Below are 12,827 nucleotides of genomic sequence, written 5' to 3' on the forward strand. Positions count from 1 at the left end.
CTCCATAATCGCGTGGAGGGAAGGAAACGGCAAACTGTCGTGGTAACAAAGGGAAGACGAGACCCCGCAGGCACGAGGAGGCTCGGCTTTTCTTCCACAACAGGCTTGCCGTTTCACTGACCGGAACAAATTACTCATCAGCAACGGACTCCTCTCAGTTTCAAGTCTTCAACAATCCTGCCATAATATTGAATAATTCCTACCTCAAAACATTAAAAAACCTTTCTTCCAACTGGAAAAAAGGTTCTCGTACATTCATTATGAATTGACTGTGACGACCTGACATTTTTTGCAGATACCATGAAAAGTTAAACGATGATCCTTCACTTGGAAGCCCCAATCACGTTCAACCTGGCTCTCAACATCAGTAAGTAAATCTTCCTCAATTTCTTCAACCGAACCGCACTCCACACAAACGAGATGGTGATGGAAATGCTCTGCTCCCTCTTTACGAAGATCGTATCTAGAGACGCCATCCCCAAAGTTGATCTTGTCTACAACTTTTAACTCTGATAACAATTCTAAAGTACGATAAACTGTAGCTAAACCAATTTCCGGTGCTTTTTCTTTTACGAGGAGGTATACGTCTTCGGCACTTAAATGATCCTCTTCATGTTCTAACAACACTCGAACAGTCGCTTCACGTTGAGGTGTTAGCTTATAACTCTGGGAATGGAGTTGTTTTTTTATTTTTTCAATGCGGTGTTCCATATCCGGTCCCTCCCTCGTATATCCACTTATCATTATAAGCAGATTCAAAAGGAGTGTCAAATTAAAATCATTTTAAATTAAAACAGATATTATATTAAAACGGTTATTATTTGTAGGTCATTTCAATTACATTTTTCAATGCATCTGGTGAAATAAATGATTCAATTAGAGCTGCTACATTGAGAGCTAAAAATAACAAAAGGAAAATAAAACTATACCTCATCAAGGCTGGTAGTAAAGATTGTTGTTGAATCTTTTTTGCCACTAGCTTTTGAATAAGGGAAAGTGAAAAGATCATAGCCAAACTTCCCGCAATTAAATAAACCGGAATAATAATTAAGTTCTGAGGAGCGATGGATGCTGCAGCCATTAAAAGTCCATACCAGCCCATTTGATTTACTAAGAAACCTACAGAAAAACCAACGACTACACCTTTCATAAATAGTAATATCCATATAATAGGCATCCCGATTACAGAAAGACCTAATATAAAGATAAACAACAAATATTTTAAATGGTAAAAGAAACTGGATTTAAACAAACTTTCTGAACTTGCAACTGACTCACGTAACATCTCAGTAAAAAATCGGTCTAAGTAAAAGAATAAATCATGTTTTTGTATAGGATTCATACTATTAACAATCACAGCACCAAAAATGATCCCGATCAGAAATAATAAAGAGACAAACACATAAATACTCGCATTTTCGCGAACATGTTGTGACGCTAATGACCCTTTGACATACATTTCAAAATCCTCCAATCTACCGCTTCATTTTCTAGTCGTATTACAAATCTATGAAGGATTTTGATCAAATAGACTATAAAAAAATAGAAAAGATGATAGAGATTATGTCACACGACCATAGCGCCCGCCACCACCGGCTTCTATCGACAACTCTCCTTTTCGGTTCATTACAATCCTTTCAGCTAACTGCTTCGGAACAACTTCTCGTAGCTCTTCTAACGTAGCATCGTGTAAAATACTCATCTCTGTTACGAAAACATCTAACAATTTTTCAAGTGTTTTTGGACCAAGTTTTGGTATATATTCTAGAGGAATTTGATAGACGTATGGAGGGCGTCCTTCCCTTGTCCCCTCAAAATCTGAAAGTTCATCAATTCGATCTGCTACGCCTCGGACGGATTTTATTGAACCACACTTTGGACATTCTTGGTTAAATTCTTTTTCTGATAGACATTCAGCACATACAGTTTGATGGTACTTTCCTAAAAGAGGATTCATCCCATAGTTCGCAAGGACCCCTCGACCATCTTTTTTTTGAAGTGCCAACCTTAACTCTTCAAAAGTAGGTGCTTGTAACTGAACACTCTGGTATTCTCGTGCAATTTTGGGGATCGAATGTGCATCTGAGTTCGATAAAAACGTAAAGTCGTGTAACTGGGATAGCGAGTCTGCCATTTGGGAATCGGCACTTAGACCAAGCTCTACTGCATCAATCAGCTCTGGGTTAAACACTTCTTCTAGTGACTGCTTTACACCCTTCCCATATAAACTCTTGAATGGTGTAAACATATGAGCTGGGATAAATATTCCACCTAGCTCTCTCACCTTTTGTTGCAACTCTATAGCACTACCGTAATAACGTTGTGAGCTTAAGTTGATATTTTTCATCCGTTCACTTAACCACACGGTAAACTGTTGCATCGTCTCCATATACGGAAAATAACAAAGGACATGAATGGGACCCTGACAATGTTCATCATAAACCTCAATCTCAGAACCTAATAGTAATGTTAAAGGACCGTACTGGATACCTCCGTCTTGTAATTCATCGGCTTGGCCACGCTCGATTAATTGAATAACTTCAGACTGTACAGCTGGCACCTGCCCGTCGATAACCCCAATCATATGAAGACCTTTCCGATAAGCAGCTTCTTCTACAATATTCGTTAAGGTCAGCTGCTCAGATGCAGTTATCTTTACAGGGTCTCCATGCATGGTACGTCCAATATGAATATGTAAATCCATATAGTATGTTTCCATATTACCCCAAAATCCCTTTCGCTTTTGCATATAACAGTGCATACGCTGTTTTGGCATCCCATATCCGTTCGTCTTTTTCAAATTGCTCCGCTTCTTCGACAGTTGCTTCTATAAGCTCTACAAACTCATCATCGTCTCCCTCAAGCTTGTTCTCAGCTTTTTCAATGTTGTTCGCTAAATAAATATAAATGACTTCATCTGCAAAACCAGGGGATGTTGCAAAGGATGTTATAAACTCAAGATCATCTGTTTTATAGCCTGTCTCTTCTTCCAACTCTCTCATAGCCGTTTGCTTTGGTTCCTCTCCAGGCTCTAGTTTCCCCGCTGGAATTTCCACAATTGAACGCTCTAGTGGCTTTCGGTATTGTTCCACCATGACAATTTTGTTTTCAGGTGTAATCGCAAGGATCGCAACTGCTCCAGGATGTTTCACTAATTCTCTTTTTGATGTTTTACCATTCGGCAGTTCTACATCATCCACCTGTAAGGAGATGACTTTCCCTTTATAAATCGACTCCGTTTGAATTGTTTGTTCTTCAAATTTTTTCATCACAAATTCTCCCTTTCCGTTAACGTGCTCCTATTTTAACACACGAACTAGTATATTATTTGAGTCTCCCATTCCTCATCGATACAATAGGTATAACCCACTTTGAAAGGATGAAACGCCCTTGAATAAACGACAAGTAGGTAAATCTGATTTATACATTTCAGAAATAGGCCTAGGGTGCATGTCTCTAGGTACAAATGAGTCGCACGCAAAAGATATTATTGACCGCGCTCTTGATGCGGGAATTAATTACGTGGATACAGCTGACTTATATGATTTTGGTGAAAACGAAAAAATCGTTGGTAAAGCCTTGAAAGGGCGTCGTGATGAAGTCGTTCTAGGCACCAAAGTTGGAAATAACTTCAACAAAGAAAAAGAGGATTGGTTTTGGGACCCTTCTAAAGCGTATATAAAAGAGGAAGTAAAAGAGAGCTTGCGCCGTTTAGGCACAGATTATATAGACCTTTATCAATTGCACGGAGGTACAATTGAAGACCCAATTGATGAGACGATTGAAGCTTTTGAAGACCTCGTAAAAGAAGGTGTCGTACGTTATTACGGCATTTCTTCCATCCGCCCTAATGTCATACGAGAATACGTTAAACGTTCGAATATTGTAAGCGTCATGATGCAATATAGCTTATTTGATCGTCGACCAGAAGAAGAGGTGTTGGACCTTCTTCAAGAGAATCATATTAGCGTCTTAGCTCGTGGGCCACTTGCTAAAGGCATGCTAAGTGATCGCGGCTTAGAAAAAGTAGAAGAAAAAGCACAAAATGGCCATCTTTCCTATTCTTATGATGAAATTAAACACATGGTGGAGAACTTACAAGACCATGCAACGGAAGAGCGTTCATTACAGGCGATTGCCCTTCAGTATGTATTGAAGCACCCAGCAAGTAACAAGACCGATTGTGTATCAAAAACATCGCTAAAGCTTAAAAATGCCCTCTGACCACACACTTGGTAAGAGGGCATTTCCCTTATTTATCTTTGAACTGTTTCCAATCCATATCACTTTCATTAAGAAGCTCTTCAAAGCTTTTGTTTGCTTCACGACGCTTACGTTCTTCAGCTTTCCGACGTCTTTCTTCTTCCTGACGTTGCTCCTCTTGCTTTTTCAAGTCTGACTTTTTCGAGCGAAGTTGCTCAAGCATGTCGTCCCCTAAAAGTTCTTTTAACGTTCCCTCTTGTTCCTGTTTTTGTTTTTTTGCTTTACTCACGTGGGTCTCCTCCTTGCTTAATACTTGCAGAAGAAAGCGATGGATTCAGCATTCCCTCAGGACTTTTCAACCGAAACAACCGTTTATTCCACTCTAATGTCATAACGGGTTTAAAAAATATCTTTTGTTGCTCATCTAAGAAAATTGTGTAATGTTCATTCTCTACTTTTATATCGTATTCGGTTGACTCATTTGTAAAATAAATCGATGGCATGCCATTAACGCCACAGCCACATCCATCACTATCATATTCCATTCGTAAATTTGGCCGACCTTCTGGTTGTAATAACTGCAACTGATGCAGTGCTTCATCTGTTATCGTTAGCTTCATTGTTGTTCACCTCTTGTTGATACTAATGGTAAAAAATCGCCGGTAACTTTGCAATACTAAGGACTTTCTTTTATCAAATTTGCACAGTTTTGTTGGCTATTTTTAGGCGCTTAACACAATTTTCTGTTATTTGAGAATTGAGGATGGGAAATGATTTAAAGAACCTCTATACTAAAGGTAGATTATTGAGGAGGGATTCTTGTGAAACTTACTGTACAAAAACCTATTTTCGCTGAATCAGCAAGTCAATTTGTTAATCAAATGAGTGAATTCTCAGACACAATTCTAGTCAAAAAAGACCAATGGGTTGTCGATGCAAAAAGCCTACTTGGTGTTTTAGCTGTTTCCTTACAACCTGGTCATGAAGTTACGATTGATGTTCAGGGGGATCATGAAGAGGAAATTAAACAGGTGTTGCTTGACTCAGGTTTGTTTCAAGAGTAAGAATTTATAAAAGCGGTTGACAATTGAAGTGTCCAACCGCTTTTTTTATTTGCACATCAGCCGCTTAAGTATCTTAATAACCAAAAGAATGTGGTGGGGATGACAATGACAATTAAAGAAGCTTTCCCATAGTTTTGGAGGTTTTGATTTTGAACGAAAAACGCTAAGGTCACAAGAGAAAGCAGGTTCACTATTGGAATAGCAGTGAGGACTAATATTAAAACCCATAACCAAACCGATACAACTCCTTCTCCTTCAGGTGCCACCGTCTCCCCCCCTTACCGTACAGACTGCTTATTTCATTTTATTTTGGACATTCCTTTTTCATGAATGTTCTGTTAAATCCCATTTCATATAAGCCCCCGTTTGTTGAATACCTGGCTTCGAGATAAAGCTGGGAGGAGTCCGTTGCCGGAAAGAGAGTAAGGGGTTCAGTGAAACGGCAATACTCCTGCGGAAGACCGGCCGAGCTTCCTCGTTCGCAAGCTCTCTGCGGGATCTCGTCCGCCCTTTCTACCGCGGGAGTTTGCCGTTTCCCTCACCCCTTTGCTGATATGAAAGTTAACGGACCCATGGCTGAGATCATTTTATCTATTGCTTAAGGAAACTGTATTTCAGCTCTACATATAAGGCTTTAGATCACTTTGATGCATGTGAAATTTAACTTCTATTCTAAATCAGAATACCTTACGTTAGCAGCGGTTCCGTTAGTCACCATTCGGCTAAGGTGGGCTGTGGAACGGGTTGACTCCAGCGGTCAAACGGGCTAGCGAGACCCCGCAGGGAACAGAGTGACTGAGGAGGCTCGATAGTTCGTCCGCAGGAAAGCAACCCGTTCCACAGCCCGCCGCACTCCATAAAAGCAACGGAACCACTCCACACCATTATTCCACTTTACTGCCAGATTGTTGAATAAAGGCGTTCAACCTATTCCGCATAATGCCCACCAACAAGCTTACTTCGATGCTTGGCAGTTCCGGCTTTTGTATAAGAAACAGCACGGAGTAAGGCATCTTTTCCATATTTATCTCGAATCTCATCCATTACATAACCAAGATCACGCTTCTTATCACGCTCAGGTTCAAATAAACTAAGCTGCATACCCTCATCCTCCGTAATATTGGACAAGGCAATCGAAATTTTGCGAACTGTCTTTTGCTCGTAAAATTGGTTAAACAATTGAATGCAAACATCATAAATTTCCGTTGTAATATTCGTTGGGATGTCAATAGACTGGGAACGGTGAAAGCCACCTCCCCCGTCGTCCTTACTGTAACCAATCCCTAAGCTGATGGTTCGACCTGCTTTGTGATTGGCACGCGTCCGTTTTGCGACCTCTTCACACATCTCCAAAATAACATAACGCACTTCTTCTGGATCCGGATAATCGCGCATGAGAATCTGACTCTTCCCAAAACTGATCTGGCCCTCCATAATCGGGGCTCCCAGTTCAGACAAATCTACTCCATTCGCATGATAAAATAATTGATTCCCCATTACACCAAATATTTTTTCGAGCTGTTCTAAAGGAAATTTAGCAAGTTGCCCAACAGTTGTGATTCCTAGACGGTTAAGGCGCTTTTCCATCCGTGATCCGATTCCCCACATCTCACGTAACGGAGCTACCGGCCAGAGCTTTTCAGGAATTTGATCATACGTCCACTCCGCTACTCCGTATTTTTTTGCCTCTAAATCCAAACACAACTTGGACATGAGCATATTCGGCCCAATCCCGATGGCACACGGGAGCTGAAACGTCTCCAAAAGCTCTTTTCGAATCCGGCGCGCAACTTCTTCGGCATCTCCCCACAACTTTTCCGTTCCGGTTACATCAAGAAAGCTTTCATCCACACTGTAAGTATGAATAGCCTCTTTTGGAACAAAACGATGGAACAGACGCGTGATTTCCGTTGATACTTGCAAATACATGCGCATTTGGGCAGATACTAAGTGAATACGTGGATCATCAGGAATTTCAAATAGCCGATTTCCTGTTCGGATATTAAAGTCTTTCTTTAAAGCAGGAGAAGCTGCTAGTACAACGCTTCCTGGTCGATTCAAATCCGCAACGACTGCAATGTGACTCGTCAGTGGATCTAATCCCATTGAAATCGCAGCACAACTAGCATAAAAGCTTTTCATATCCACACAAAGAATTTTCCGATCTGGAAAAGAATTATAATCAATAGATGGGTTGGTCACCTTCGTTCCCTCCTGAAACGACATGTTGTACTTCTTATTATGCGAATATATGTTCGGTTTTGCAAGTGGAGATGGTTTCCATTTTTCGACATAACTGTAGGAAAGTAATTCAGGATAGTACATAAAAAAACTGCCACGCATCCACGTAGCAGTTCTCCCATCATTTTTTCTTAAATTGTTTACCTAACATTTTTTCCATCAATCCAGGTGCAAGTTGATAGGCTTTGGCTCCTAATTCCATCCATTGAGGCATATTGATTTCTCTCTTAGAAGTAAATAAATGTTCAACCACTTTCTTGGCTACATCATCCGGGTCTAACATATAACGCTCTACAGATTTAATATATGTACCTCCAGGATCTGCTGTCTCAAAAAAGTTCGTCCGAACGGGTCCCAAATTAACCGCCGTTACTCCAATATTATAAGAATCGATTTCCATACGAAGACCGTTCGTAAATCCGAGAACAGCATGCTTCGTTGAGGCATAACCAGCGCTTTTGGGAGTAGAAATTTTACCCGCTTGTGAGGCAATGTTTACGATGTGACCTTCTCTTGCTTCTTTCATAAAAGGAAGTACTTCTTTCACACAATGGATCAGCCCTATCACATTCACATCAAACATCGAGCGAAACGCATCCATGCTAGTGTCTTCAACGCGCTCAAAAACACCAAATCCAGCGTTGTTCACCAGAGCATCAATACGGCCCACTTCTTTGAATAAATGCTGAAAACACTTTTGAATTGCTTCTTTGTCAGCTAAATCACATGGATACCAGAAAGCTTCCACTCCATACGTTTCCCTTATCCGATCACTCAGCATTCGTAATTTGTCCTCATTACGCGCTAGCAAAACCGGTACGGCACCCGCTTCCGCAACACGGATAGCTAGACGTTCTCCTATACCACTGGATGCTCCAGTTATGACAATATTCTTGCCATTCATTCGTTCACTCATGAAATTCTCCAATCATTTCGCCTGATAATAATGAACACCATCTTGTAATTCTATGTTCACACGATTAGTAGTTTCAAGATAATCGAGCTGTCCCATAGTCTCAGACATCGTTAACCCAAATTGTTTTTCAATATGGCGAGGGAATAATTGTTTGCACACAGTAAATGGTGTTTGCGGCTCTTTGAGCATATTATACACTTTTCCCGCTCGCTCCTCCTGTTTAACTAAACGAGATTGAATCAATTCGTGTGGCTCTTTGAAAATCGAACCATGACCAGGATAAACCGTTCCAATAGGCATATTCAAACACTTCTTTAACGTTTTACGATACGTCACCAAAGGCCTCGGACGCTCTCCTCCTGGATAGCGTGGAGGTTCCAGTAAAGGATTAGATGAAATGTGCTGAAGCAAATGATCCCCAGAAATCATGCTTGAGTCTTCCTCACGATAAAAAGACAAATGACTCTCTGCGTGACCAGCAGTTTCCAGCACTTTCCACTCAGGGTGACCAGGTACCACATCTCCTTCTTTAAGAGCTTTTGATAAAGAACCTTTTCCCACGTATTTTAACGGGTCTTGTAAGTGTTTAAAGAAAGCCTCGTACTCTTCACTTACTCCAAAAGCTTTATATAAGTCATAAAAGAAGGATTTAAAGCGTTTAAAAAATGCTTCATCATGTGTTAACCAACGTTCATTATCCTGATGTCCGTAAATGGCTTGCACACGTTCAAAGCGATCGACTAGTCCGATATGATCGGGGTGATGGTGTGTTAAAACAATCTGTTCTATATCATGTGGTTGATATCCGAGTTCATTTAGTTCATACTTCATTGCTTCCCAGGCTTCATCTGTTTTAACTCCTGCATCAATTAAAGTGAGACTTTCACCTTTTATTAGATATGTATGTACATCACCCACAGCGAATGGTGTAGGAATTGAGACTTGGTAAATCGTGTCTGTTAACTGCTTCATATACGTTCCTCCAGTAAAATGAATGATCATTCATTATCTATTGTACCTGCATTTATGGTATCTGTCATCTTCCTAGTCTACTTTAACACTTTCAACCAATAGAGGGTGTGAATTTTCAAGGAATTTTGTATATTTAAATATGCCTTTCATTTCTCGATGATATTTTCTATAATTCTGTAGTACTCAAAACCGATAAATTGTTTGAAAATTACTAAAGAAAGGAAGATTTCCTCATGGATAACACACAGAAACGCGGATGGGTTATGCGTTTCTTAGACATCATTGAACGTGTCGGGAACAAACTACCCCACCCTGCAACCATTTTCGCAGTATTTGCAGCACTAATCGTGGTTGCCTCAGGCATCATGGCTTCCATGGGTGTTACGGTTGAAGACCCTGTTAAAGGTGAAACAGTCAAAGTCTTTAACCTTCTATCTGGCGAAGGAATCAAATATATGTTTGAAAACTTCGTCTCTAACTTCACAGGATTCGCTCCGTTAGGTACCGTACTAGTCACAATGCTAGGTATTGGTATTGCCGAGCGTTCCGGACTCATCTCAGCTATGTTACGTGGCCTCGTAACATCAGTACCAGATTATTTAGTTACAGCAACGTTAGTCTTTGCTGGTATTATGTCCAGTATGGCTGCTGACGCTGGTTACGTAGTTCTAGTACCTCTAGGTGCAGTATTATACGCTGGTTTAGGTCGTCACCCACTTGCAGGTTTGGCAGCTGCTTTCGCAGGTGTATCTGCTGGTTTCAGTGCGAACCTATCCCTTACAGCTCTTGATCCATTACTAGCTGATTTAACGATTGAAGCTGTAAAAGGTTCAAGCTTCCCAGAGTACGCTGACGAGATTCAATATACGATGAACTACTTCTTTATGGCAGCTTCTGTATTTATCCTAACGGCAATCGGTACTTGGGTGACCAACCGTATCGTAGAGCCTCGTCTTGGTGATTACAAAGGCGAAGTTACTGAAGAAGTCAACTATTTAACTAAACAAGAAAAGAAAGGTCTAATCCTTTCATTTGTTTCTCTACTAGTAACTCTAGGGTTACTTTCTCTTCTTATTGCTTTTGAGTGGTCACCATTACGTAATAACGAAGATGTATTAATGTCACCATTCTTCTTTAATCTTGTACCAAGTATCTTCTTGGCATTCTTTATCCCTGGATTTGTTTATGGTGTTGTAACGAAAAACATTAAATCCGATAAAGATGTAGCGAACCAATTAACTGAAACTATGGAAACAATGGCATCTTTCATTGTACTTTCATTCTTCGCAGCACAATTCGTTGCGTTCTTTGCGAAGACGAATATTGGTAAAATCACAGCGATTAAAGGCGCACAATTCCTACAGTCAACAGGAATGGATGACTTCCGTGTTGTTATTCTGTTTATGATTGTTGCAGCCCTTATTAACCTTGTTATGGGAAGTGCATCAGCGAAATGGGCCATCATGGCACCCGTTTTCGTTCCAATCATGATGCACCTTGGTTATACACCTGAGTTTACTACGTTAATCTATCGTATTGCAGACTCTACAACAAACGTCATCTCTCCACTTATGACGTACTTTGCCGTAGTGATTGCATTCGCACAAAAATATGATAAGAACGTTGGTATTGGTACACTTGTTTCAACAATGCTCCCATACTCTATTGCATTCTTTGTCATTTGGATTATCGTACTCATCATCTGGGTATCCGTTGGTATCCCAATCGGACCAGATACTGGTATTAACTTTGACCCACAACAGTGGGGTAAATAAACCAAAAATCCAGCTCCTTTTTAAGGGGCTGGATTTTTTAATAAATGATGGATGGTATTGGTCAAAATATCCGGTAAATACTCGAAACTATAAGATAGTTCAAGTCTTTCTGTCCATTGATGAGGATCTTTCCCCCGTGGCCCAACATTTAAAATCGGCATTTGCAGAGTTTGTAACATGCTTTCTGATAAATCATATCCCTTTCCCTTTAAAGGCATGTTATCAAGCATAGTACCGATCGGAGCCTGACTTGTAGAGGGTCCAATGAAGCTTAAGTCAGATAATCCCGGGAAGAATTCGATTTCCTCTAAATCTAAATAATAATGTTTCCTTGTGTAATCTTTTACATAGGCTAGCGTATTCTGAATATAAGGATCCTGCTTTGATGACACTGACGGATAAAATGGTGGACTGTAGAACAACACAATCATCGGAGCTAGATCTTTACATAAAGCTGCTAGCTCATGTACAAGAAGTGTAGAAAATTCACGATCCCCTTTTTCACGTTGGCTTATCAATAGGTTTTGAATACGCTCCACTTCATGACTTCCATAACGGGAAACCGCTTCTTCATATAATTCTTCATACATTAAAACGTTAACGTCCATTTCAGGAAATTCAAGACCTGGCTTTTCTTGGTGAAATGCATCTGCCTTACTCTTATAATGGCCCGTAATTCGTTTACTAGCACGATAAGCAGCATGCAAAAGTTTTTCATTTATTTCTCGTGTTGATTGCTTTAAATACAAGACGTTATACATAGCTACAGCCGCTTGAGGGGTTTGAACCGAATATTCCTCTTTTAAATCACGCTGCATCAAACTCACAGGTGGAGGTGTTGTTTCATTCCCGACTGTTTCGATAAAAGATTCATTTAACTCAAGCTCTTGAGCGATATAGCTCACCATTAAGTTGGCATTTAACCCTGCGAAAGGCTCTCCAACATGTGTCTCTTTGCCATAGCAAAAAAAACCGGGCAAAAGCTTTCCAATTGAACCACTATAAACATAATTATGAGGGTCTCCTGGATATTGGCTGAACATCGGCTCTCCATTTAGGCAGGCACGATACGTGAGTTGTTCTGCTTCACGTAGTTCGGTTAGGGCTGGCAAAGCTTGTAACATCCCTAACGAGTTGACCTCTTCATCCGGAACCGTTAACAATAGGATATTCCCATCGAACTCTCCATCCATCGCTTTTTCCAACATTGACAAATGGACGGTTAAACCTGCTTTCATATCCATGATACCGCGTCCAAATAACCACTCACCAGTCTGAATGTCTTCTTGAACGGGATCAGGCAATTCATCAAAATATCGATGGTAATCTTGCGTTAAAGCTTTAGGATGAAAGGCTAAGTTTTTCTTAGATCCAAAATCATCAACTCCAACTACGTCAAAATGACTTAAAAGAACAACGGTATCAGATGAGTTACCTTGCTTTACAAGAGCTGTTAAAAGTCTGCGACCATCATCTAATGGATGCAACTTAATATGTTCTGGGTTTTGTTGGAAATAGGTGCGCTCAGATAACTGATGAAAAAGATACTCTACTAATGCTATTTCTGCTTGGCTTCCCGTAATACTTGGGTATTCGACTAACGAACACAAAAGATCAACAAGCGAATCCTTCGTTTGCCATCGCTTCATCGTTAAC

Annotated in this window: 14 protein-coding genes; 3 read left to right on the top strand and 11 right to left on the bottom strand. The window is 40.4% G+C overall.

Features of this window, described 5'->3' with window-relative positions; genetic code table 11:
- Positions 1 to 258 precede the first annotated feature (258 nt).
- From fur to H514_RS0105315, 4 genes are all read right to left on the bottom strand, one after another.
- Positions 259 to 711: a ferric iron uptake transcriptional regulator gene (gene fur, locus H514_RS0105300; protein WP_027446030.1), complete on the bottom strand. Its 453-nt coding sequence runs from the start codon at positions 709 to 711 to the stop codon at positions 259 to 261.
- Between the two features lie 106 nt (positions 712 to 817).
- Positions 818 to 1,459 (bottom strand): stage II sporulation protein M, encoded by a 642-nt coding sequence (spoIIM, locus tag H514_RS0105305; protein WP_027446031.1) that lies wholly within the window; start codon positions 1,457 to 1,459, stop codon positions 818 to 820.
- A 102-nt stretch (positions 1,460 to 1,561) separates the two neighbouring features.
- Positions 1,562 to 2,719 (bottom strand): endonuclease Q family protein, encoded by a 1,158-nt coding sequence (locus H514_RS0105310; protein WP_027446032.1) that lies wholly within the window; start codon positions 2,717 to 2,719, stop codon positions 1,562 to 1,564.
- A gap of 1 nt (position 2,720) precedes the next feature.
- Complete coding sequence (locus H514_RS0105315) at positions 2,721 to 3,269, bottom strand: NUDIX hydrolase (protein ID WP_027446033.1); 549 nt, start codon at positions 3,267 to 3,269, stop codon at positions 2,721 to 2,723.
- A 121-nt stretch (positions 3,270 to 3,390) separates the two neighbouring features.
- Between H514_RS0105315 and H514_RS22530 the strand changes: the two genes are divergently transcribed.
- Complete coding sequence (locus tag H514_RS22530) at positions 3,391 to 4,224, top strand: aldo/keto reductase (protein WP_051255039.1); 834 nt, start codon at positions 3,391 to 3,393, stop codon at positions 4,222 to 4,224.
- 28 nt (positions 4,225 to 4,252) lie between these two features.
- Here the strand turns inward: H514_RS22530 and H514_RS24245 are convergent, their stop codons facing one another.
- Both H514_RS24245 and H514_RS0105330 read right to left on the bottom strand, forming a co-directional pair.
- Positions 4,253 to 4,492 carry a YqkE family protein gene (locus tag H514_RS24245; RefSeq protein WP_027446034.1) on the bottom strand — a complete coding sequence of 80 codons (240 nt, stop codon included), beginning with the start codon at positions 4,490 to 4,492 and terminating at the stop codon, positions 4,253 to 4,255.
- A complete protein-coding gene (locus tag H514_RS0105330; RefSeq protein WP_027446035.1) occupies positions 4,485 to 4,823 on the bottom strand; it encodes an iron-sulfur cluster biosynthesis family protein in 339 nt (112 codons plus the stop codon). The genes H514_RS24245 and H514_RS0105330 overlap by 8 nt, the downstream gene beginning before the upstream one ends.
- Positions 4,824 to 5,024: 201 nt before the next feature.
- Between H514_RS0105330 and H514_RS0105335 the strand changes: the two genes are divergently transcribed.
- Positions 5,025 to 5,267: an HPr family phosphocarrier protein gene (locus H514_RS0105335; RefSeq protein ID WP_027446036.1), complete on the top strand. Its 243-nt coding sequence runs from the start codon at positions 5,025 to 5,027 to the stop codon at positions 5,265 to 5,267.
- 56 nt (positions 5,268 to 5,323) lie between these two features.
- Here H514_RS0105335 and H514_RS0105340 read toward each other — a convergent pair whose 3' ends face one another.
- From H514_RS0105340 to H514_RS0105355, 4 genes are all read right to left on the bottom strand, one after another.
- Complete coding sequence (locus H514_RS0105340) at positions 5,324 to 5,533, bottom strand: hypothetical protein (RefSeq protein ID WP_027446037.1); 210 nt, start codon at positions 5,531 to 5,533, stop codon at positions 5,324 to 5,326.
- A 661-nt stretch (positions 5,534 to 6,194) separates the two neighbouring features.
- A complete protein-coding gene (locus tag H514_RS0105345; RefSeq protein ID WP_233422673.1) occupies positions 6,195 to 7,409 on the bottom strand; it encodes a Y-family DNA polymerase in 1,215 nt (404 codons plus the stop codon).
- Between the two features lie 220 nt (positions 7,410 to 7,629).
- Positions 7,630 to 8,424, bottom strand: coding sequence for an SDR family NAD(P)-dependent oxidoreductase (locus tag H514_RS0105350; RefSeq protein ID WP_027446039.1), 795 nt, complete (start codon positions 8,422 to 8,424; stop codon positions 7,630 to 7,632).
- A gap of 12 nt (positions 8,425 to 8,436) precedes the next feature.
- A complete protein-coding gene (locus tag H514_RS0105355) occupies positions 8,437 to 9,396 on the bottom strand; it encodes an MBL fold metallo-hydrolase (RefSeq protein WP_027446040.1) in 960 nt (319 codons plus the stop codon).
- A 233-nt stretch (positions 9,397 to 9,629) separates the two neighbouring features.
- Between H514_RS0105355 and H514_RS0105360 the strand changes: the two genes are divergently transcribed.
- Positions 9,630 to 11,171 (top strand): AbgT family transporter, encoded by a 1,542-nt coding sequence (locus H514_RS0105360; RefSeq protein ID WP_027446041.1) that lies wholly within the window; start codon positions 9,630 to 9,632, stop codon positions 11,169 to 11,171.
- 20 nt (positions 11,172 to 11,191) lie between these two features.
- On the opposite strand, the gene H514_RS0105365 is transcribed toward H514_RS0105360, so the two are convergent.
- Positions 11,192 to 12,820, bottom strand: coding sequence for a M20/M25/M40 family metallo-hydrolase (locus tag H514_RS0105365; protein ID WP_027446042.1), 1,629 nt, complete (start codon positions 12,818 to 12,820; stop codon positions 11,192 to 11,194).
- Positions 12,821 to 12,827: the final 7 nt, after the last annotated feature.

Source organism: Pontibacillus marinus BH030004 = DSM 16465, assembly GCF_000425225.1.
GTDB lineage: Bacteria > Bacillota > Bacilli > Bacillales > BH030062 > Pontibacillus > Pontibacillus marinus.